This window comes from Staphylococcus sp. ACRSN, from assembly GCF_022346615.1.
Taxonomy (GTDB): Bacteria; Bacillota; Bacilli; order Staphylococcales; family Staphylococcaceae; genus Staphylococcus.
In genome coordinates, this window is record NZ_JAKRNS010000003.1 from 263,818 (window position 1) to 287,026 (window position 23,209).

The window sequence follows — 23,209 nt, forward strand, 5'->3', positions numbered from 1 at the left end:
TATGACTGGATTAATTATTATTGCTGTCATAGTTGTTATTGCATTATTACTTTTATTTTCATTTGTTCCTGTAGGGCTTTGGATTTCTGCAATTGCAGCAGGAGTTAAAGTAGGTATAGGTACACTTGTAGGTATGAGATTAAGAAGAGTTTCACCTAGAAAAGTGATTTCACCGTTAATTAAGGCACACAAAGCTGGGTTACAATTAACTACAAATCAACTTGAGTCTCACTATTTAGCAGGAGGAAATGTAGATAGAGTTGTAGATGCTAATATTGCTGCGCAAAGAGCAGATATTAATTTGCCATTTGAACGTGGTGCAGCGATAGATTTAGCAGGTAGAGATGTATTAGAAGCAGTACAAATGTCAGTAAATCCTAAAGTTATTGAGACACCGTTTATTGCAGGTGTTGCTATGAATGGTATCGAAGTCAAAGCGAAGGCGCGTATTACAGTACGAGCAAATATCGCCAGACTTGTAGGTGGTGCTGGTGAAGAAACAATTATAGCACGTGTCGGTGAAGGTATTGTATCGACAATTGGTTCAAGTGAACACCATACACAAGTACTTGAAAATCCTGATAATATTTCTAAAACTGTATTAAGTAAGGGATTAGATTCGGGAACAGCTTTTGAAATTTTATCAATTGATATTGCAGATGTTGATATTAGTAAAAACATTGGTGCAGACTTACAAACTGAACAAGCGCTTGCAGACAAAAATATTGCACAAGCAAAAGCAGAAGAACGAAGAGCAATGGCTGTTGCGCAAGAGCAAGAAATGAAAGCCAAAGTTCAAGAAATGCGTTCTAAAGTTGTTGAAGCTGAAGCTGAAGTACCTTTAGCGATGGCAGAAGCTTTACGTGAAGGAAATTTAGGTGTGAAAGATTACTATAATTTGAAAAATATTGAAGCAGATACAGGTATGCGTAATTCAATTAATAAACGTACAAATCAAGAAGATGAAGAATCACCGGATAAATAATTTAGGGGTGATTAAATGAGTATAGGTATTATCATTTTTGTCATTTCTGTAGTAGTAACTATCATTAGTGCTATTAATGACAATAGTCATAAAGAAAGACAAAATCAAAAACGGCCAACAAATACCCAAACTAAGCAGAAACAAGAGCAACCACAAAAACGTGGTTTCCTTGAAGAAGTAGGGAAGGCATTTAAAGAAATAGAAAAACAATTAAATGAAGAACCACCTACAAATGGTCCTAAACCGGAACCTTCTAGTCCTGTGGATCAACCGTCAAAAAAAATAGAAACACAACAACGTCAAGAAAAACCAAATCCAATGACTTCTAATGATACAAATGAGACTGAAGCAGAAAAAGCGAGACGTTCACAAAATCAAAAAGAAGAACAATTAAGAAAAGAATTGGAAAGCAATTTAAAAGGTGATTTACAAGACGTTCGTAGTGAATTAGATAAAGAGAATGAAAAGAAATTACAACGAACTGAACGTAAAGCACGTGCAATTATTGCAGATAAAAATTTATCTGAACGCACGAAGCGTTATCGATTGAAACAGTTGATATATTCACATAAAATTCAAAGTTCTAATTCGAATGGTCAATTTCGATTTGATAATGACGAAGTAGTCAATGGTATCATATGGTCAGAAATTTTAGAAAAACCTAAACAATTATAAAAACACACTATGAGGTATGAGTTTATACCCGTGCTTAAGAAGAGCTAATTCGAAATATGAATTAGCTCTTCTTTATTTAAAATTTTATGGGTTCTACGACATTATAAAATTTTAAATGAAGTAATAAATACTCGATTAATGTATGACTATAACGCGTCTGTTAATTTTAAATATAGATGAAAAATGGATCCTAAAATCCAATTGTATTGTATGTTTTATAAAAAAGGATTAGGACATAAGTCGAAATAGTATGACCAATAATGAAGATAGCTACATTGAGAAACTTTTTGCGGTCGACTTTACATATTTTTTAATGAAGATTGTTAATTAAACGTAAAATTTCCTAGAAAGATAAGCGATTTAATTCTCTTTGAAATGATATAAAGTTAATTCATGATATAATTAGAATGTAATTATATTAGGTTTAAAAGCTAACTTTATTACAAGAATGAAGAAGTTATTTTGAAAAACTATTTTTTGTATCTTAAAATCTAATAAGATAAAATAAGGATAAACGACTATGTTTGAAAAGGAGCAACTATATGCCTGGAATTATTCAAATTGATGACATCAATGAAGCACAAGCGCTCATTGGAAATAACGATGAACACCTTAAAGCAATCGAGGAAGGATTTGATGTCATTGTACATGCTCGAGGACAAGAAATTGCTGTTAGAGGTGCACATGTTGAGCATGTAGAAAAAGCTGAATCAGTACTTATCAATTTATTAAAAGTCATTCAACAAGGTGTATCGATTACTTTAAAAGATGTCGAAGCAGCGATTAAAATGGCACATAAAGGTACGATTCAATACTTAATCGATTTATATGATGATGAGATTACCAAAGATGCATTTGGTAAAACGATAAGAGCTAAAACAATGGGACAACGCTTATATGTTAATGCTATGCACCATAATGATTTAGTATTTGGTGTTGGTCCTGCAGGTACAGGTAAAACATTTTTAGCAGTAGTATATGCAGCTAAACAGTTACGCAAAGGAAATGTAAAGCGTATTGTATTAACACGACCAGCAGTCGAAGCTGGGGAATCATTAGGTTTCTTACCTGGTGATTTAAAGGAAAAAGTTGATCCTTACTTACGTCCTTTATATGATGGATTGAATACAGTATTAGGAAGAGAACAAACTGCTAGGTTTATTGATAGAGGTATAATTGAAATTGCGCCATTAGCATACATGCGTGGTAGAACTTTAGATGATGCTTTTGTCATTTTAGATGAAGCACAAAATACGACACATGCTCAAATGAAAATGTTCTTAACACGTCTAGGATTTGGTTCTAAAATGGTTGTCACTGGTGATCACACTCAAATCGACTTACCTAAAGGTGTGAAAAGTGGACTCAAAGAAGCAATCAATAAATTAAAAGATGTGAAAGGTTTAAGTATCCATCATTTAGATCAAAGTGATGTGGTGAGACACCCATTAGTAAGTAAAATCATAGATAGATATGAGGGAGATGAGTAGATGTTCACAATTGATTTTAATGACCATACAGACTTAGTAAAAGATGAATGGTATGAACAAATAGATAAATTGTTAACTTTTGCAAAGGAACAAGAACAAATTGAAGGTGAAGCAGAACTATCTGTTACCTTTGTAGATAAAAATGAAATTCAAGAAATTAATAAAACCTATCGAGATAAAGATAAAGTGACTGATGTTATTTCGTTCGCGCTAGAAGAAGATGAACCCGAAATAACAGGCTTAGATATGCCACGTGTGTTAGGAGATATTATTATATGCACTGATGTAGCAAATGAACAAGCCGAAAGTTATGGGCATTCATTTGAACGTGAACTTGGATTTTTAGCATTACATGGATTTTTACATTTATTAGGTTATGATCATATGAATGAAGCTGATGAAAAAGAAATGTTTGGACGACAAGATCAAATTTTAAATGCCTATGGATTAACTAGAGATTAATAGTTATGAATAGGTTTAAATATGCATTTCAAGGTATGATGATACTTTTGAAAAAAGACACGAAATTTTTAATGCATGTGATTGTCGGAATAATAGCTTTACTCTGCGGTGTTTGGTTTAATATTACATCGATTGAGTGGGTGTTTATCATACTTGCAATAGGATTAGTATTAGCATTCGAAGCTATAAATACTGCAGTTGAATTCGTTGTAGACCTCGTCACAAGTGAATATCAACTACTGGCAAAATATGCGAAAGATGTTGCAGCATTCAGCGTTATGATTGCATCAATGATCGCCTTAGCTATTGGTTTGATTGTTTTTCTACCTTATTTATTCTGAAAGTAGTGCATTTTTATAGAAAATGTTTATAATTATAGAGCATACATTAATATACTAATCAATGATAGTTGAATGGGAGAGGGCGAATTATGGCATATCAACCGCATTATTATAAGGAAGTAAGAGAAGCGCAATCTAGAGCTTATGTACCATATAGTAATTTTAAAGTAGGTGCATTTTTAAAAACAAAGGATGGTCAAACATTTTATGGCGCTAATGTAGAAAACGCAGCATACCCAATGACGATATGTGCTGAAAGATCAAGTTTAGTAGCTGCAATTTCACAAGGATACAAACCAGGTGATTTTGAATCAATAACGATTACCGTAGATGCAGATGAGCCGTCATCACCATGTGGAGCATGTAGACAAGTTATGAAGGAACTTTGCGATGATGATATGCCGGTCTACATGACTAATCATTCTGGTAAAGTAATAGAATCAACAGTTGAACAATTATTACCCTTAGGGTTTTCTGGAAAGGATTTAAATTAATGACAGAACATAAATCAGGTTTTATATCAATTATTGGTAGACCAAATGTTGGGAAATCTACCTTTGTAAATCGTGTGATTGGACATAAAATTGCTATTATGTCTGATAAAGCACAGACGACAAGAAATAAAATTCAAGGTGTTATGACTCAAGATGATGCACAAATTATTTTCTTGGATACACCAGGCATTCATAAACCTAAACATAAATTAGGCGATTATATGATGAATGTAGCAAAAAATACATTGTCAGAAATTGACGCAATTATGTTTATGGTTAACGTAAATGAAGATATTGGTCGTGGTGATGAATTTATTATGGATATGTTAAAATCTATAAAAACACCTGTATTCCTCGTGTTAAATAAGATAGATTTAGTTCATCCTGATCAACTTATGCCTAGAATTGAAAAATACAAACAGTATATGGATTTCACGGAAATTGTTCCAATTTCTGCACTAGAAGGTTTAAATGTAGATCATTTTATTGGTGTGTTAAAATCTTACTTACCTGCTGGACCAAAATATTATCCTGACGATCAAATTTCAGATCATCCCGAACAATTTGTTGTTGGTGAATTAATACGAGAGAAAATTTTACATTTAACAAGTGAAGAAATTCCTCATGCGATTGGTGTCAATGTCGATCGTATGATAAAGGAAGATGAAGATAGAGTTAGAATTGAAGCGACGATTTATGTGGAAAGAGATTCTCAAAAAGGTATTGTTATTGGTAAGGGCGGTAAGAAATTAAAAGAAGTTGGAAAACGTGCCCGTCAAGATATTGAAAGATTATTAGGATCTAAAGTTTACTTAGAGTTATGGGTTAAAGTACAAAAGGATTGGCGTAATAAAGTGAACTTTATTCGTCAAATGGGTTATCTTGAAGATCAAGATTAATTTTGAGAGTCGGTGAGCTACAATGTTAATCAAACAAAAAGGTATTATAATAAAAGCGGTTGATTACGGCGAGTCCGATAAAATTATAACGATATTAAATGAACATGGTGCGAAAGTACCGTTGATGGTCAGAAAAGCTAAAAAGAGTAGAAGTGGATTGCAAGCTAATACACAATTGTTTGTGTATGGCTTGTTTATTTATTCTAAGTGGAAAGGTATGGGGACATTAAGTACAGTAGATGTAATCGATCAACATTACCACTTGAGATTAGATATCTACGAAAGTAGCTTTGCAAGTTTGTGTGCAGAAGTAATCGATAGATCGTTTGAGTATGAAGAAGTTTCGCAATATAGCTATGATATTCTACATTTCGTATTAGAAAAAATTAAAGCAGGTGTATCGGCACAATTGATGTCTGTAATTGTATTACTAAAATATATGACAAAATTTGGCTTTAAAGCAATTTTTGATAAATGTGTAGTTACAGATAGTCCTGACCAATCTAAATTAATAGGTTATAGTTTTAAGTTTGACGGTGCAATTTCTGACGCTGTGAAAGATCGAGATCCACATGCATTGATAGTATCCAATAAAACGCTTTATTTATTGGATATCTTACAAAAATTACCATTTAAACAAATGAGTTCCTTGAACATTCATAACGATATAGTTGATGAAATGTCTGAATTAGTTATATTAATGTATAAAGAATATGCAGGTATGTATTTTAAAAGTCAAAAATTGATTAACCAATTACATAGGCTAGATCATCTATCGTAGTAGTGAGAACGATAAAATGTTCAATGAAGTTAAAAATTTTTAATAACGGTTTAGTTATAAAATAAGGATAAAAACAAGTCTGAAAGATAAATCGCTCGGACTTAAAAACAAACGTAAATTTATATTAAAAATATATAGAAATTTACGTTTTCATTGTTTCAATGAAAGTTTGGAGTTTGTAGTGCTTATATATCCTTTATATTTATTTCATTTAACCTTATTTATTTTTATAAATATTATCTAGACAAATATGTAAAATCAAAGCGGTAAGATTTTAAATAAAAAAGAGAGTCAATCCAATATGGATTGACTCTCTTTTTGAGTATGGGAATTTATGCCCCAAACAAGATTAAGTGATTAAATTAATTAAAATTTAGTTTTTTCAACTAAAAATGCTTCTAATTCTGAAATAGGCATACGTACTTGTTCCATAGTATCACGGTCACGTACTGTAACTTGTTGATCTTCTAAAGAATCGAAATCAAATGTAATACAGTAAGGTGTTCCAATTTCATCTTGTCTTCTATAGCGTTTACCAATAGATTGTGATTCGTCAAAGTCTATAGAGAAGCTTGCACTTAATTCTTCAAAGACTTTAATTGCTTCACCAGATAATTTTTTGCTTAATGGTAACACTGCAGCTTTATATGGAGCAAGTGCAGGGTGGAAACGTAATACGGTTCTTGCATCTTTACTTCCTTCTACACCTTCTTCTTCATAAGCATCACATAAGAATGCAAGTGTAACACGGTCAGCACCTAATGATGGTTCGATACAATATGGAATATATTTTTCTCCAGTTTCTTGATCGTGGTATTGGAAATCTTCGCCAGAATGTTCACTATGTTTTTTCAAGTCGAAGTCAGTACGACTAGCGATACCCCATAGCTCACCCCAACCGAATGGGAAGCGATATTCAATATCAGTCGTTGCATTTGAATAATGTGATAATTCATCATCATCGTGGTCACGTAATCGTGTATTTGCTTCACTTAATTTTAAATCTTTTAACCATTGGCTAGCGAAAGTCTTCCAATAGTTTTGCCATTCAATTTCTTCACCTGGTTTACAGAAGAATTCTAATTCCATCTGTTCGAATTCACGTGTTCTGAAAATAAAGTTACCTGGTGTAATTTCGTTTCTGAATGATTTACCAATCTGACCAATACCAAATGGTAATTTTTTACGCATTGTACGTTGAACGTTTTTATAGTTTACAAAGATACCTTGTGCTGTTTCTGGGCGTAAGAAAATTTCATTAGTTGAATCTTCGGTAACACCTTGGAATGTTTTAAACATCAAATTAAATTGACGAATATCAGTCCAATTTGCTGTACCACTAACTGGACAAACGATGCCTTCTTCGTCTATGATGCGTTTCATTTCATCAAAACTTAAACCATCTGCAACGAAATTTTCGTCACCTTTTTCGTTGGCCATATAATCTTCGATGATTTTATCGGCACGATATCGAATTTTACTGTCTTTGTTGTCAATCATCGGATCATTAAAGTTACCTAAATGTCCAGATGCTTCCCAAGTTTTTGGGTTCATTAAAATTGCTGCATCGATACCTACATTATATGGTGATTGTGTAATGAATTTTTGCCACCATGCTTTTTTAACATTGTTTTTTAATTCTACACCTAGCGGACCGTAATCCCATGTGTTTGATAAACCACCATATATGTCACTACCTGGAAAAACGAAACCTCTATGCTTCGCTAATTGTACTATCGTTTCCATATCTTTTGCCATTTACAAAATACACTCCTTTTTTACATAAAAACGCCCCAAGACAAAGAAACAAGCTTATTGCTCATTTCTTTATCTTGGGACGAGTTAATCACTTTTAATCACATAAATCCATGTGTTGATATGCTTGATTGTTGTTAACCCGCGGTTCCACCCAAATTAGTGTGTGCACTCGCTTTTAACTATAATTTAATTGTAGCCATTAACCATTGCTAAGCTCTCACTATCCTTAACTCGCTTTCATTACAATTTTAATGTATTGCATGTTTATAAGCAAGTAAATAGATGTATTTGTAGCAATTTAAAATAGTATGTATAATTAAGAAGAATGAATGAAGGGGTGAAGACCTATAGAACTGAGTAAGAGACAACAACAAATTGTTGAAATAGTGAAGAATAACGGGCCAATTACTGGGGAACATATCGCAGAACGTTTGAGTTTGACAAGGGCAACGCTAAGACCAGATTTAGCAATTTTGACGATGTCTGGTATTTTAGAAGCAAGACCAAGGGTGGGATATTATTATTCTGGAAAACCTAAAAACAAACTAATTGCTGATGAATTAAAGCAGTATATAGTCAAGGACTATGCATCGCATCCTGTTGTTGTAAAAAACGAAATGTCTATTTATGATGCAATTTGCACTTTGTTTTTAGAAGATGTAAGTACATTATTTGTTATAAATAATAATGGTGATTTTGTCGGTGTATGTTCACGTAAAGATTTATTACGGGCATCTATGATTGGAGAAGACATTCATACAATGCCAGTTGATGTCATAATGACGCGTATGCCGAATTTACACTTTGTCTTAGAAGATGAGCGTGTTATACATGCTGCTAACCTTATGATTGAAAAGGAAATAGATTCATTACCAATTGTGATGAAAAAAGAAAACGGGAAGTATGAAGTTAAAGGTAGAATTTCAAAAACTACTATCAATAAAATATTTGTATCATTATTTAATGAATAGGTGGTATTTATCATGGAAAACATAAAAATCATTGTTGCATCAGATTCAGTAGGTGAAACAGCTGAACTTGTTGCAAGAGCATGTATTTCACAATTTAATCCCAATCAATGTGATAGTGAGATATATAGATATCCGTATATAGAAGCACTAGAAAATGTAGATGAAGTTATACAAGTAGCACGTGATACAGAAGCAATTGTCGTATATACTTTAGTTAAACCAGAAATAAGAAAATATATGGAAGCTAAACTTAGAGAATTCGAAATAAAATCAGTAGATATTATGGGACCGTTAATGAATATTCTGTTGGATAAAATTGATGAACAACCTTATTTTGAACCTGGGTTAGTACATAGATTAGATGAAGCATACTTTAAAAAAATAGATGCAATAGAATTTGCTGTGAAATATGATGACGGGAAAGATCCAAAAGGATTACCAAAAGCAGATATTGTTTTATTAGGTATTTCACGCACATCCAAAACACCATTATCTCAATATTTAGCACATAAGAGTTATAAAGTGATGAATATTCCAATAGTTCCGGAAGTAACACCACCTGATGATTTATTTGAAATCGATCCGTCAAAATGTATCGCTTTAAAAATCAGCGAAGAAAAATTAAATAAAATACGCAAGGAACGTTTAAAGCAATTAGGACTTGGAGATAGTGCAAGGTACGCAACAGAACAACGTATTGAGGAAGAATTAAATTATTTTCATGAATTAGTAGATAAAATAGGTTGTCCAGTATTAGATGTATCTGATAAAGCTATTGAAGAAACAGCTAATAATATTATTAGCATAATTGAGCAAAATAGTTTCAAAAATGAATGAAAACATTTATAATATTATAATTAATGTTTAATAGGTGATATATTTGCGAATTGATCAAGCAACAATTAATGAAATTAAAGATAAGACGGACATACTTGATTTAGTAAGTGAGTATGTCAAATTAGAAAAAAGAGGGCGCAATTACATTGGTTTGTGTCCTTTTCATGATGAAAAGACACCTTCTTTTACAGTTTCTGAAGATAAACAAATATGCCACTGTTTTGGTTGTAAAAAAGGTGGTAATGCTTTTCAATTTACCCAAGAAATAAAAGGTATTTCATTTACTGAAGCCGTTAAAGAACTTGGCGAACGTGTGAATATTAAAGTAGATACTGGTAATTCAAGTCAAGAGGGTAATGAAAATCATCAAGTTGCTTCAGATGACTTAAAGATGATTGAAATGCATGAGTTAATGCAAGAGTATTATCATTATGCGTTAAAGAAAACAGTTGAAGGTGAAGCGGCTTTAAACTATTTAAAAGAACGTGGATTTACTGATGATTTAATTGATGCTAGAAAAATAGGTTATGCACCAAATAGCTCTCATTTTTGTCATGATTTTTTACAAAAAAAAGAATACGATATACAACTTGCATACGAAGCGGGTCTATTATCAAGAAATGAAGAAAACTTCAGTTACTATGATAGATTTAGAGATAGGGTGATGTTCCCACTTACTAACGCACAAGGACGTACAGTGGGCTACTCAGGTAGAACATACACAAATCAAGAACCTAAGTATCTAAACAGTCCTGAAACTCCTATTTTTCAAAAGCGTAAATTACTTTATAATGTTGATCATGCACGTAGAGTAATAAGAAAGCTTGATGAAATCATACTACTAGAAGGTTTTATGGATGTCATTAAATCGGATCAAGCAGGGCTAAAACACGTTGTAGCAAGTATGGGGACTCAAATTTCTCAAGAACACATGGCTTTTATAAAAAAATTAACTTCAAATGTAACTTTAATGTTTGATGGTGATTTTGCAGGCAGCGAAGCAACTGTGAAAACGGGGCAAATGTTATTACAACAAGGACTTAATGTGTTTGTGGTGCAATTGCCTAAAGACATGGATCCTGATGAATACATTAGAAAACATGGCGCAGATGCATTTAATTATTATGTTGAGCATGAAAAGAAATCATTTATTTTGTATAAAGTGCATCTACATCAAGATGAAATTGAAAATAATGACCTTGCTTATGAGCGTTACTTAAAAGAAATAACGAGTGACATTTCCTATGTGAAATCAACTATTCTCCGTAAAAAGATATTGCAAGAAGTATCAGAATTGTTTAAAGTTAGCATGGATAGTCTAATTAATGAAGTAGGACACCAACAAGATTATAGTCAGCCCGAGTATTATCAATTACCGTCATTACCTCAATTTAATAATTTGAATAGACAAGAAAAAGCAGAACGGGCGCTATTAAAACATTTTATGAATGATAAAGATATTTTTCTGAATTATCATCAGACACTTCAGTTTGAAGACTTTACAAATCAGTTTTTTAAGCGTATATTTAATGTTTTACATGAGTTTTACTCAGAAAATGATACGTTTAATATTAGTGATGTGTTACAGTATATCGATTCCAATGAAATTAAAGAAGCATTGATATCATTAGATAACTATATGATTAATGAAGAACCTTATGAACATGAAATCGAAGATTATGTAAACACAATTATATCTAATAGAAATGAAGAAACGATTGAATCACTTAATCATAAGCTCCGGGAGGCTTCAAAATTAGGTGATATTGAATTACAAAAATATTATTTAGAAAAAATTGTTAATTTCAATAAAAATAGAATGAGTTAATTTTAAAAAATGAATATATTTGTATATTAATGCTATTGACAACATGTATATTGAAGTATTATTCTAAGTTAGTTTCATTAATTTTTTGTCTTTATAATATTTTAATATCTAGTTGATATTATATTCGGGAGGCCATTTCATGTCTGGAAATAGAGTTAAAATAAAAAAACAAACCATCGATCCATCTCTTACATTAGAAGATGTAAAAAAACAATTAATTGAAAAAGGTAAAAAAGAAGGACACCTAAGTCACGAAGAAATTGCTGAAAAAATGCAGAATTTCGAAATGGATTCAGATCAAATGGACGAATTCTTTGATCAATTAACTGATAATGACATTAGTTTAGTTAATGAAAAAGATAGCTCTGATACGGATGCAAAACTAAATCCAAATGATTTAAGTGCCCCTCCAGGAGTTAAAATTAATGACCCAGTCCGTATGTATTTAAAAGAAATTGGACGTGTAAACCTTTTAAGTGCACAAGAAGAAATTGAATTGGCTAAAAGAATTGAGCAAGGAGACGAAATTGCGAAATCACGTTTAGCTGAAGCTAACTTACGTCTAGTAGTAAGTATCGCAAAACGATATGTTGGACGTGGCATGTTATTCCTTGATTTAATTCAAGAAGGTAACATGGGCTTAATAAAAGCAGTAGAGAAATTTGATTTTAGTAAAGGTTTCAAATTCTCAACATATGCTACGTGGTGGATAAGACAGGCAATTACACGTGCAATTGCAGACCAAGCGAGAACGATTCGTATTCCAGTGCATATGGTAGAAACAATTAACAAATTGATTCGTGTACAAAGACAACTATTACAAGACTTAGGCCGTGATCCAGCACCAGAAGAGATTGGTGAAGAAATGGATTTACCACCTGAAAAAGTAAGAGAAATCTTAAAAATAGCACAAGAGCCTGTTTCACTAGAGACACCAATAGGTGAAGAAGATGATAGTCATTTAGGTGACTTCATCGAAGATCAGGAAGCACAAAGCCCATCTGATCATGCAGCTTATGAGTTATTAAAAGAACAATTAGAAGATGTTTTAGATACATTAACTGACCGAGAAGAAAATGTATTAAGATTACGTTTTGGTTTAGATGATGGTAGAACGCGTACATTAGAAGAAGTAGGTAAAGTCTTTGGTGTTACTCGAGAACGAATTCGTCAAATTGAAGCTAAAGCGCTAAGAAAGTTAAGACATCCAAGTAGAAGTAAACGTTTAAAAGACTTTATGGACTAATTTTTTCAGCTCTTTTGTACATAGTACAAAAGAGCTTTTTACATATCATGTGAGGAGATTCAACTAATATGATTCCGTTAAATCAAAGATTAAAAAAGGTAAGTCAATATATTAAAGGTGATTATTTAGCAGATATAGGTTCTGACCATGCTTATTTACCAATTTATGCGATTGAAAACCAATTAGCGACGAAAGCAATTGCAGGGGAAGTAATCAAAGGGCCTTTTGAAGCTTCGAAAAGAAGTGTAGCTGAACACGTTCTAGGGAAAGTAATAGATGTGCGATTAGGAGACGGTCTGTCGGTACTCGATGATATAAATGAAGTAACAGCTGTCACAATTTGTGGCATGGGTGGACCTCTTATTGCGAAAATTTTAAATGAAGGCCAAAGCAAATTAACTAATTCGCCAAGGTTGATTTTGCAAAGTAATGTACAATCAAGTGCAATCAGAAAGTTATTACCAAATTTACATTATACTATTGTGGCTGAAGAAATTTTTGAAGAAAAAGGTCATATTTATGAAATAATTGTTGCTGATTACAGTGAACAACCTGTATCTATGAACGAACAAGAATTGAAATTCGGCCCATATTTACTTGTCGAAAAAAATGCTATATTTTATAAAAAATGGCAACATGAGCTTGAGTCACTTTATAAAATTAAACATAATTTAAATGAAACGCAACATGCTGAAAGATTGATAGAAATTAACGGTGAAATTAATTTAATTAATGAGGTGTTATAAATGAAAATCAGCGATTTATTACAAATTATTGATAAACATACCCCATTTGATACTGCGGAAAATTGGGATAACGTTGGCCTGTTAATTGGAAATAAAAATGCTGAAATTACTGGTATTCTTACTGGATTGGATTGTACAGAACAGGTAGTTGATGAGGCTATAGATATAGGAGTAAACACGATTATTTGTCATCATCCACTTATTTTTAAAGGTGTCAAACAAATTATTCAACAAGATGGATATGGCGCTATAATTCATAAATTGATACGAAATGACATAAATCTTATTGCATTGCATACGAATTTAGATGTTTATCCCAAAGGTGTCAATGCTATGCTCGGCGATAAAATAGGTTTGCAAAATATGCAAATACTCAATCCTGAAAAAACGACATATTACAAAGTGCAAGTGTTCATTCCAAGCAAGAACCTTCAAAATTTCAAGCAACAATTAAGTGACCATGGATTAGCTCAAGAAGGGGATTATGAATATTGTTTCTTTGAAAGTGAAGGAACTGGTCAATTTAAACCTGTAAACGGTGCTAAACCTTATTTAGGTGAAATAGATAAAATTGAATATGTGGATGAAATCAAATTAGAATTTATGATTGAAAAAAATCAAAAATCAATAACTATTGATTTAATAAAACAATTCCATCCATATGAAACGCCTGTTTATGATTTTATTCAATTAGAAAAAGAAGCTGGCTATGGTTTAGGAATGATTGGTAGTCTTGATCGACATTATTCTGTGACTGAATTTGTAAATCATGTTAAGTCTAAATTGGATATGCCGAGCGTTCGTTTTACTGGTAACTTAGAAGATTCAATTAATAATGTGGCAATTATTGGTGGTTCGGGTATAGGTTTTGAATACGATGCAACTAGAAAAGGCGCAGATATATTTATAACTGGAGACATCAAACATCATGATGCCCTGGATGCGAAAATAGCAGGCCTTAATTTACTCGACATTAACCATTATAGTGAATATGTTATGAAGGAGGGTTTGAAATCTTTACTTGAGCAATGGTTAGGTGAAGCATCTTTACATGTCAATATCAATGTTTCGACAATTAACACAGATCCATTTACTTATTTGTAACATGTATAGAACAATAGTATTTCGCATTAATGATTTGAATTATTAATACATGAGCAATATAAATGAAGTTTAATTCTTTATTTAATTAATTTTGTTCAAAATTATAGGTTAATGCTTTATAATAGATAAGATGAAGATTTAAGGAGGCCAAGACATGGCGAATCACCCATTTGAAAATTTTAAGTTAGAACCAAGTCTGATTGATGCTGTGAAGGATTTGAATTTCAATCAACCGACGGAAATTCAAACACGTGTAATACCAAAAATTATTAAACAATCAAACTTGATAGGTCAATCGCAGACAGGTACTGGTAAATCACATGCCTTTTTATTACCTCTATTGCATAATATTGATGTTTCTATTAATGAACCACAAGCAATTGTTGTTGCACCTACAAGAGAGTTGGCTCAACAATTATTTGATGTAGCTAGTCATTTAGCAAAATTTAAAGACCAAGTATCAGTAAAATTATTTATCGGCGGAACAGATATCGAAAAAGATAAGCAACGCGCTAAAAACCAACCTCAATTGGTAATAGGCACTCCAACAAGAATCAATGATCTTGCAAAACATGGAGATTTACATGTACATTTAGCATCTTATTTGGTAATTGATGAAGCTGATTTAATGATAGATTTAGGGTTAATGGAAGAAGTAGATCACATTGCAATTAGATTAGATGAGTCTGCAAATATTGCAGTATTCAGTGCAACAATTCCAAAATCGTTACATCCATTTTTAACTAAATATCTAGAAAACCCTGAATTTGTAGAGATTGAAAATACAAAGAAAAATAAAAAAAATATTGAATTTTATCTTATTCCAACAAAAGGAGAAGATAAAGTTGAAAAAACGTTACGTTTAATCGATATATTAAACCCTTATTTAAGTATTGTTTTTTGTAATAGTAGAGAAAGTGCGGATGAATTAGCAGGGCAATTAAACGCATCTGGTATTAAAGTTGGTATGATACATGGTGGGTTAACACCAAGAGAACGTAAACAACAAATGAAACGTATTCGCAACCTCGAATTCCAATATGTTATCGCAAGTGATTTAGCATCAAGAGGTATTGACATTGAAGGCGTTAGTCATGTTATAAACTTTGATGTGCCAAATGATATTGACTTCTTTACTCACAGAGTAGGACGAACAGGTCGTGGTAATTATAAAGGTGTAGCCATTACACTTTACAGTCCAAATGAAGAAGAGAATATTAATTTGATAGAGCAACAAGGCTATCATTTTGAAAATGTTGATATCAAAAATGATGAATTAACTCCGATAAAAGCGCATAATACAAGACAATCTCGTAAAAATAAAGATGACCATTTAACAAATGAATTAAAATATAAAGTGAAAAGAAATAAGAAAAAAGTTAAACCAGGTTATAAAAAGAAATTCAAACGTGATTTAGATCAATTAAAACAAAAAGAACGTAGACAACATAGTAAACAACAGAAAAGACAAGATAGAAAAAATAGAAAGGGGTAAGTTAAATAATGTTATTAGGTTCACATGTTTCTATGAATGGTAAAAAAATGTTACAGGGTTCTGCAGAAGAAGCAAGTAAATTAGGCGAATCTACTTTCATGATTTATACTGGCGCACCTCAAAATACAAGAAGAAAACCAATCGAAGAACTTAATATAGAAAAAGGGCATGAAGTAATGCGAGAAAATGGATTATCTAATATCGTTGTTCATGCACCTTATATTATAAATATTGCAAATACGGTAAAGCCACATGTTTTTGAGTTAGGTGTAGAATTCTTACAGAGTGAGATTGAACGAACTCAAGCACTAGGTGCCAAAGATATTGTATTACATCCTGGTTCACATGTGGGCGAAGGTGCGGACGTAGGCATTAAGAAAATTATCGAAGGCCTTAATGAAGTGTTAACTAACGATAATGATGTAAGAATTGCTTTAGAAACAATGGCAGGAAAAGGTTCCGAAGTTGGACGTAGTTTTGAGGAAATTGCTAAAATTATCGACGGTGTTCAACACAATGAAAGGTTATCAGTTTGTTTTGATACATGTCATACTCATGATGCTGGATACAATGTACGTGAAGACTTTGATGGCGTATTAAACGAATTTGATAAAATTGTTGGCGTTGATAGAATTAAAGTCGTTCACGTGAATGACAGTAAAAATGATATCGGAGCACATAAAGATAGACATGAAAATATAGGTTTTGGTTATATAGGTTTTGATGCACTCAATTATATTGTGCATCATAAAACGTTTGAAAATATACCAAAAATTTTAGAAACGCCTTTTGTTGGTGAAGATAAAAAAAATAAAAAACCTCCTTATAAACATGAAATTGAAATGCTAAAAAACCAAAAATTTGATGCTGATTTAAAAAATAAAATAATGAGCGAATAATAAAACTAACTACCTTTAAGAATGAATGATGCAAAGTATCTTACTTCGTATCATAAGTTATAAGTAAAGGTAGTTTTTTAATTCGTAAACATTACTATTTACATAATGTTTTACACGTTGTATAGTATAGAGCGAGGTGAAAACATGTCTACTCCTGTATTTGAATTAAATAATATCGATTACTATTTTGACAATAAACATGTATTAGAAAATATCAATATAAAAATTAACCGAGGCGAATTTTTAGCAATCGTCGGACCTAACGGAGCAGGGAAGTCTACATTATTAAAAATTATTCTAGGTTTGTTACCTATTCAAAAAGGTAAAATTTTTGTTGATGGCATAGATTATAATGGAAAACAATCTATGCTAAAAATCAGCTATGTCTCTCAAAAGGCACAAGCATTTAAATCTGGATTCCCTGCAAGCGTAAAAGAAGTTGTTTTAAGTGGTTTAACTAAAAGAAAAAAATTATTTCAGCGTTTTAATAAATCGGATGAAGCGAAGGTAAAAGCTGTATTAAAACGTTTGAACATTTCAAACTTAATCGATAAAAATATTGCTGAATTGTCTGGTGGACAACAACAACGTGTATTAATCGCACGCGCTTTAATTAGTGAACCCTCTGTATTAATCTTAGATGAGCCGACAAATGGTATAGATGCGAAACATGTAAATGAATTTTATGAAACATTGCATCGTTTAAAACAAGAAGGTGTAACGATCATATTAGTCACACATGATATTGGTGTTGTTGCAGATACTGCAACCGAGGTCGCATGTTTAAATAAACATCTTCACTTCCATGGTTCTACTGAAGAATTTAAATCTTTAGATGAAGTAGAAATCTCCAAAATTTATGGTCATCCTATTCAATTTGTAGATCACCAGCATAATAGGGAGTGTTGTTCATCATGATTGAAGCATTAATGAATTTTGACTTTATGCGTTATTCTCTACTAAGTGGTTTACTCATAGGATTTATCGCGCCATTAATCGGTGCATTTATCGTTGTTAAAAGGCTATCACTTATAGCAGATGCCTTAAGTCACGTAACATTAGGTGGTATTTCCTTTGGTATGTTTATCATTACGGTGATACCTATATTGACATTTATCAATCCTATTTGGTTTGGTATACTATTTGCAATTATTGGAGCAGTATTAATAGAAAAATTAAGAACTTCTTATAGTAATTACCAAGAAATTGCGATACCCATTATAATGAGTACAGGTATTGCATTAAGTGCAATATTTATTTCACTTGCCGATGGATTTAATCAAGAAGTAGTAGGATTATTATTCGGTTCTATCAGTGCAGTTACGAAAAGTGATGTCTTAACAATCGTTGCTATAGTAGTGATTGTTTTAGTCTTTATTGTTTCATTTTATAAAGAAATGTTTATACTCGCATTCGATGAAGAATATAGTAAAGTCATAGGTATACCAAAATGGATTCAATTTTTATTTATTGTTATCGTTGCAATGGTGATATCGGCTTCAATGCGTGTGGTAGGCATTTTATTAGTCAGTGCGTTGATAACATTACCTGTAGCAATTTCGATTCGAATAACAAAAGGATTTAAACAATTAATAATATTAAGTATTATCATTGGTGAAATATCTGTGTTAGGTGGATTAGTGCTTGCATTTTATATCAATATTTCGCCAGGTGGGGTAATTGTTGTGTTGCTAGTTGTAATTCTTGCAATAACAATGCTAGTTCAAAAATTAAAAATGAAATCTATGAAAGGAACTGTTGAAAATGAAAACTGATGACGCAATTGGTATTTTAAAGAAAAATGGACATAAATATACTGATAAAAGACGTGAAATGTTGGATATATTTGTAAAAGAAGATAAATATATAAACGCAAAGCATATTCAAAAACAAATGGACCATACGTATCCGGGAATCTCTTTTGATACAGTGTATAGAAACTTACATTTATTTAAAGAATTAGGAATTGTTGAAAATACTGAATTAGATGGTGAAATGAAATTTAGAATAGCATGTACGAACCATCACCACCATCATTTTATTTGTGAGTCTTGTGGAGAAACTAAAGTGATTGATTTTTGTCCTATTGATTATGTTAAATCATTTTTACCGAATGTTGAAATACACACGCATAAACTAGAAGTATATGGCGTATGTGAGTCTTGTAAAAGTGCATAGATAACAGGGTGGTTGTAAAAAAACACATTTTTTCCATTAATACAAGTAAATGAACAATAAAACATAGGTCATTAGTATGAATTAGTTTGAATTTTAAATTTAGTTAGTTTATCATGTTTAAATATTCTCATTTTGAGATATACTTAATAATGTAACTAAAGATGACAAATAGCATGCTATGACATTTATAATTAGCTTTCAAAGCAAATTAATTGTTGTCATTTGTATTAATTGTTATGCTTTATTTAAAGATTAATTAGGAGGATGATTATTTATGGCTTTTGAATTACCAAATTTACCTTACGGTTTCGATGCTTTGGAACCTAATATCGACAAAGAAACTATGGAAATCCACCATGGTAAACACCACAACACTTATGTAACTAAATTAAACGCAGCAGTTGAAGGAACTGATTTAGAATCTAAATCAATTGAAGAAATTGTTGCTAACTTAGACAGTGTACCAGAAAACATTCAAACAGCTGTTAGAAATAATGGTGGTGGACATTTAAACCACTCATTATTCTGGGAATTATTAACTCCTAACTCTGAAGAAAAAGGTACTGTAGTAGATAAGATTAAAGAGCAATGGGGTTCTTTAGATGCATTTAAAGAAGAATTTGCTAATCAAGCTGCAGCACGCTTTGGTTCAGGTTGGGCATGGCTAGTTGTTAATAACGGTAACTTAGAAATCGTTACAACACCTAACCAAGACAACCCTATTACTGAAGGTAAAACACCTATCTTAGGTTTAGATGTATGGGAACATGCATATTACCTTAAATATCAAAACAAACGTCCAGACTATATCAGTGCATTCTGGAACGTAGTTAACTGGGAAAAAGTTGACGAGTTATATAACGCTGCAAAATAATTTATGTATGCGCTAATGACGGCCTTTATAAAGGTCGTCATTTTTTTAGTAAAATAATAGAAATAATCTTTAATTTCATATATCATTTATTATGAGAACTTTTGAATAGAGGTATGTTATTGTGTTAAAAAGATTAAAAGAGAAATCGAACGATGAGAAGATCAGAAATGTCATGAACAAACGAATTGGCTTTATATTTGGTGTTATTGTATTCATCTTCGCAATAATTGTATTAAGGTTAGGTTATTTGCAAATAGCTCAAGGTTCTCATTATAAGCAGCTCATTAAGAACAGTGAAAATCTAACAATCAATGAAGCTGTACCAAGAGGACGCATTTTAGATAGAAACGGTAAGGTATTAGTAGATAATGCGTCAAAAAAGGCTATTACATATACACGAGGTAGAAAAACAACACAATCAGAAGTGTTGAAAACTGCCAAAACATTATCCGGTTTGATAAAAATGGATACGGATAAAATAACTGACCGAGATAAACAAGATTATTGGATTCAAATACATCCTGATAAAGCTAAGCAATTGATGAAGAACGAACAGCAATTACTCGATGATGGTAGTATTTCTCAAGATGATTATAATGAAACACTATATAAAAAAATCGGTAAAAAACAAATGAGTTCTTTATCTAAGAAGGACTTACAAGTACTTGCGATTTATCGACAAATGATGTCTGGATCTACGTTAGACCCACAAACAATTAAAAATGATGATGTGTCTAATAAAGAATATGCAGCAGTTTCACAAAAATTATCTGATTTACCAGGTGTCAATACTACAACAGATTGGGATCGTACATATCCTTATAAAAATACGTTAAGAGGGGTATTCGGTGATGTATCGACTACTGAAGAAGGAATCCCTAAAGAATTGACCGAGAAATACTTAGCAAAAGGTTATTCAAGAAATGATCGTGTTGGTAAATCATATTTAGAGTATCAATATGATGATATTTTAAGAGGTAAAAAGAAAGAAATGAAGTATACTACTGATAAATCAGGGGATGTCATTGATTCAAAAGTAATTAATCCTGGTTCTCGTGGTGATGATTTAGTACTTAGTATTGATGTTGATTTACAGAGAAAGACAGAGAAGTACCTAGAAGAACAAATTCAAAAATTACGTAGCGAAGGTGCGAAAGATATGGATAATGCCTTAATGGTTGTTCAAAATCCTAATAACGGAGATATCTTAGCAATGGCTGGTAAACAAATTGATAAAAATGGTGAATTAACTGATTATGATATAGGTACTTTCACTTCACAATATGCAGTTGGTTCCTCAGTTAAAGGTGGAACTTTATTAGCAGGTTATCAAAATAATGCGATTAATGTAGGCGAAGAAATGGTAGATGAACCCTTGAAATTCGCAGGAGGATTATCAAAACATTCATACTTTAACCAAGATGGTAAAGTAACAATCAATGATAAAGAAGCATTGATGCATTCATCCAACGTTTATATGTTTAAGACCGCATTAAAAATGGCTGGTTCACCATATACACCGAATATGACATTGCCATCTGATATTTCAACTGCTGGTCAAAAACTGAGAAAAGGTTTAAATCAAGTTGGACTAGGTGTTAAAACAGGAATAGATTTACCAAACGAAACAAGTGGACAAACAGAACCATTAACAAATAACCCTGGTAACTATCTTGATTTAGCAATCGGTCAATATGATACGTATACACCTTTACAATTATCACAATATGTTTCAACAATAGGTAATAATGGATATCGTATCCAACCACATATTGGTTTAGAGGTAAGAAAAGCGACTAATAAGGATTCACTTGGCCCAGTTAAGAGTAAAATTAAAGGTACTGTACTGAACAAAGTGAATAACAGTCAAAATGAATTGAATGAAGTGCAAGATGGTTTTTATATGGCGTTTAATAAGCAAGAAGGTACCGGATATCAAAGTTTTAAAGACACTGATGTTCCTTCAGCAGGAAAAACAGGAACCGCAGAGGTATTCCAAGATGGTAAACCAAAGGTTAACTCAACATACATTGGTTATGCACCTGCTAAAAATCCTAAACTTGCATTTTCAATTGTCTACACTAATCAACCCGTGCCAGAGCCTTGGTTAAATGGCGGAGATTTAGGAAGAGATGTTATTAATTATTACTTTAAAAATAAAGACAAAGATTAAAAATAAAGACAATTAAAGTAAGTGAGACACTGTTATAATCGTCTTTAATAAAAAATAATACTTTTCAATTTTATAACTAAATGGTATGATAAATAGGTCGTATTTTGAAAAGGTAAGGAGGAATTAGCATGCGCGTAAACGTAACACTTGCTTGCACAGAATGTGGAGAAAGAAACTACATTACTAAAAAAAATAAACGTACTAATCCTGAACGTATTGAAATGAAAAAACACTGTGCTCGTGACAACAAACATACATTGCACCGTGAAACAAAATAATTATTATTTTAAACCAGATTCTTTTAAAAGAATCTGGTATTTTTTTTACAGATTAAGAATTTTATACTTTTAAATAATTCACTTTAATGACATTATAATTCATTAACGTTATAATAATAACAGTATGTATTAGGGGAAGGTGTTTTAGTGGATAAACAAATATTACGCCGAAGTAAATTAAATGAAATGCATGAATTCAAAATAAATGATAATAAGCAATCTATAGATATTGAACTCTCGAATCGTTTGTTTGATACAGATGAATACAAACAGGCTACAAGAATAGGTGTTGTTTTATCTATGGACCATGAATTTGATACATATAAATTGATTGAAAGTATGTTAAAGGATGGTAAAGCAGTTTTTGTTCCAAAAACAGATTATCAGAATAAAACAATGACTTTCCAATCTTTACAGAACTTAAATGATATTGGTCCTGATGAAAAGGGGATAAACCACGTTGTAACAGATACAGATTTAACAAATGAATTGGAGTTACTTATAGTTCCTGGCGTAGTATTTAATCAAATGGGTTATCGAATTGGTTACGGTGGAGGTTATTTTGATAAATTCCTTAGTCAAAATAAGCAGCCGACAGTTAGTTTGATTTATGATTTTCAATTAGATCAATTTAAACCCGAATCTCATGATCAACCTGTTGATAAGTTAATAATAGCTACAACTAAATAATGGAG

At 31.8% G+C, this 23,209-nt stretch carries 24 protein-coding genes; 23 read left to right on the forward strand and 1 reads right to left on the reverse strand.

What is annotated here, in order from left to right:
* The first annotated feature begins 1 nt into the window (after nt 1).
* The 8 genes from floA to recO all read left to right on the forward strand — a co-directional run bounded on the left by floA (nt 2) and on the right by recO (nt 6,127).
* Entirely contained in the window at nt 2-985 is a 984-nt protein-coding gene (floA, locus tag MHZ36_RS04760) for a flotillin-like protein FloA (RefSeq protein ID WP_239229931.1), read from the forward strand.
* Nucleotides 986-1,000: 15 nt separating this feature from the next.
* A complete protein-coding gene (locus tag MHZ36_RS04765; RefSeq protein ID WP_239229933.1) occupies nt 1,001-1,660 on the forward strand; it encodes a hypothetical protein in 660 nt (219 codons plus the stop codon).
* A gap of 542 nt (nt 1,661-2,202) precedes the next feature.
* On the forward strand, nt 2,203-3,150 hold the full coding sequence (locus MHZ36_RS04770; RefSeq protein ID WP_239229935.1) for a PhoH family protein: 948 nt from the start codon (nt 2,203-2,205) through the stop codon (nt 3,148-3,150).
* Complete coding sequence (gene ybeY / locus MHZ36_RS04775) at nt 3,151-3,612, forward strand: rRNA maturation RNase YbeY (RefSeq protein ID WP_239229937.1); 462 nt, start codon at nt 3,151-3,153, stop codon at nt 3,610-3,612. It begins immediately after the preceding gene.
* Nucleotides 3,613-3,617: 5 nt separating this feature from the next.
* Nucleotides 3,618-3,953 (forward strand): diacylglycerol kinase family protein, encoded by a 336-nt coding sequence (locus tag MHZ36_RS04780; protein ID WP_239229939.1) that lies wholly within the window; start codon nt 3,618-3,620, stop codon nt 3,951-3,953.
* Between the two features lie 89 nt (nt 3,954-4,042).
* Complete coding sequence (cdd, locus tag MHZ36_RS04785) at nt 4,043-4,447, forward strand: cytidine deaminase (protein WP_239229941.1); 405 nt, start codon at nt 4,043-4,045, stop codon at nt 4,445-4,447.
* Nucleotides 4,447-5,346: a GTPase Era gene (era, locus tag MHZ36_RS04790; RefSeq protein ID WP_239229943.1), complete on the forward strand. Its 900-nt coding sequence runs from the start codon at nt 4,447-4,449 to the stop codon at nt 5,344-5,346. Before cdd ends, era begins: the two co-directional genes overlap by 1 nt.
* A gap of 22 nt (nt 5,347-5,368) precedes the next feature.
* Nucleotides 5,369-6,127, forward strand: a complete 759-nt coding sequence (gene recO / locus MHZ36_RS04795) for a DNA repair protein RecO (protein ID WP_239229945.1) — start codon at nt 5,369-5,371, stop codon at nt 6,125-6,127.
* A gap of 366 nt (nt 6,128-6,493) precedes the next feature.
* Here the strand turns inward: recO and MHZ36_RS04800 are convergent, their stop codons facing one another.
* A complete protein-coding gene (locus MHZ36_RS04800; protein ID WP_239229946.1) occupies nt 6,494-7,885 on the reverse strand; it encodes a glycine--tRNA ligase in 1,392 nt (463 codons plus the stop codon).
* A 347-nt stretch (nt 7,886-8,232) separates the two neighbouring features.
* Between MHZ36_RS04800 and ccpN the strand changes: the two genes are divergently transcribed.
* From ccpN to MHZ36_RS04875, 15 genes are all read left to right on the forward strand, one after another.
* On the forward strand, nt 8,233-8,856 hold the full coding sequence (gene ccpN, locus MHZ36_RS04805) for a transcriptional regulator CcpN (protein WP_239229985.1): 624 nt from the start codon (nt 8,233-8,235) through the stop codon (nt 8,854-8,856).
* Nucleotides 8,857-8,868: 12 nt separating this feature from the next.
* Nucleotides 8,869-9,693: a pyruvate, water dikinase regulatory protein gene (locus MHZ36_RS04810; protein ID WP_239229947.1), complete on the forward strand. Its 825-nt coding sequence runs from the start codon at nt 8,869-8,871 to the stop codon at nt 9,691-9,693.
* 43 nt (nt 9,694-9,736) lie between these two features.
* Nucleotides 9,737-11,521 carry a DNA primase gene (gene dnaG, locus MHZ36_RS04815; protein ID WP_239229948.1) on the forward strand — a complete coding sequence of 595 codons (1,785 nt, stop codon included), beginning with the start codon at nt 9,737-9,739 and terminating at the stop codon, nt 11,519-11,521.
* Nucleotides 11,522-11,660: 139 nt separating this feature from the next.
* On the forward strand, nt 11,661-12,767 hold the full coding sequence (rpoD, locus tag MHZ36_RS04820) for an RNA polymerase sigma factor RpoD (RefSeq protein ID WP_239229949.1): 1,107 nt from the start codon (nt 11,661-11,663) through the stop codon (nt 12,765-12,767).
* A 68-nt stretch (nt 12,768-12,835) separates the two neighbouring features.
* Nucleotides 12,836-13,513: a tRNA (adenine(22)-N(1))-methyltransferase gene (locus MHZ36_RS04825; protein ID WP_239229950.1), complete on the forward strand. Its 678-nt coding sequence runs from the start codon at nt 12,836-12,838 to the stop codon at nt 13,511-13,513.
* Complete coding sequence (locus MHZ36_RS04830) at nt 13,514-14,617, forward strand: Nif3-like dinuclear metal center hexameric protein (protein WP_239229951.1); 1,104 nt, start codon at nt 13,514-13,516, stop codon at nt 14,615-14,617.
* A gap of 154 nt (nt 14,618-14,771) precedes the next feature.
* Nucleotides 14,772-16,112: a DEAD/DEAH box helicase gene (locus MHZ36_RS04835; RefSeq protein ID WP_239229952.1), complete on the forward strand. Its 1,341-nt coding sequence runs from the start codon at nt 14,772-14,774 to the stop codon at nt 16,110-16,112.
* Nucleotides 16,113-16,120: 8 nt separating this feature from the next.
* Nucleotides 16,121-17,011, forward strand: a complete 891-nt coding sequence (locus MHZ36_RS04840; RefSeq protein ID WP_239229953.1) for a deoxyribonuclease IV — start codon at nt 16,121-16,123, stop codon at nt 17,009-17,011.
* Nucleotides 17,012-17,155: 144 nt separating this feature from the next.
* Nucleotides 17,156-17,929: a metal ABC transporter ATP-binding protein gene (locus MHZ36_RS04845; RefSeq protein WP_239229954.1), complete on the forward strand. Its 774-nt coding sequence runs from the start codon at nt 17,156-17,158 to the stop codon at nt 17,927-17,929.
* A complete protein-coding gene (locus tag MHZ36_RS04850; protein WP_239229955.1) occupies nt 17,926-18,786 on the forward strand; it encodes a metal ABC transporter permease in 861 nt (286 codons plus the stop codon). Before MHZ36_RS04845 ends, MHZ36_RS04850 begins: the two co-directional genes overlap by 4 nt.
* Nucleotides 18,776-19,189, forward strand: a complete 414-nt coding sequence (locus MHZ36_RS04855) for a Fur family transcriptional regulator (RefSeq protein WP_239229957.1) — start codon at nt 18,776-18,778, stop codon at nt 19,187-19,189. Before MHZ36_RS04850 ends, MHZ36_RS04855 begins: the two co-directional genes overlap by 11 nt.
* 274 nt (nt 19,190-19,463) lie before the next feature.
* Nucleotides 19,464-20,063: a superoxide dismutase gene (locus MHZ36_RS04860; RefSeq protein WP_239229958.1), complete on the forward strand. Its 600-nt coding sequence runs from the start codon at nt 19,464-19,466 to the stop codon at nt 20,061-20,063.
* Between the two features lie 121 nt (nt 20,064-20,184).
* Nucleotides 20,185-22,236: a peptidoglycan D,D-transpeptidase FtsI family protein gene (locus MHZ36_RS04865; RefSeq protein WP_239229959.1), complete on the forward strand. Its 2,052-nt coding sequence runs from the start codon at nt 20,185-20,187 to the stop codon at nt 22,234-22,236.
* Between the two features lie 128 nt (nt 22,237-22,364).
* Nucleotides 22,365-22,514, forward strand: coding sequence for a 50S ribosomal protein L33 (rpmG, locus tag MHZ36_RS04870; RefSeq protein ID WP_042738581.1), 150 nt, complete (start codon nt 22,365-22,367; stop codon nt 22,512-22,514).
* Nucleotides 22,515-22,661: 147 nt separating this feature from the next.
* Nucleotides 22,662-23,204, forward strand: coding sequence for a 5-formyltetrahydrofolate cyclo-ligase (locus tag MHZ36_RS04875; protein ID WP_239229960.1), 543 nt, complete (start codon nt 22,662-22,664; stop codon nt 23,202-23,204).
* Nucleotides 23,205-23,209 lie beyond the last annotated feature (5 nt).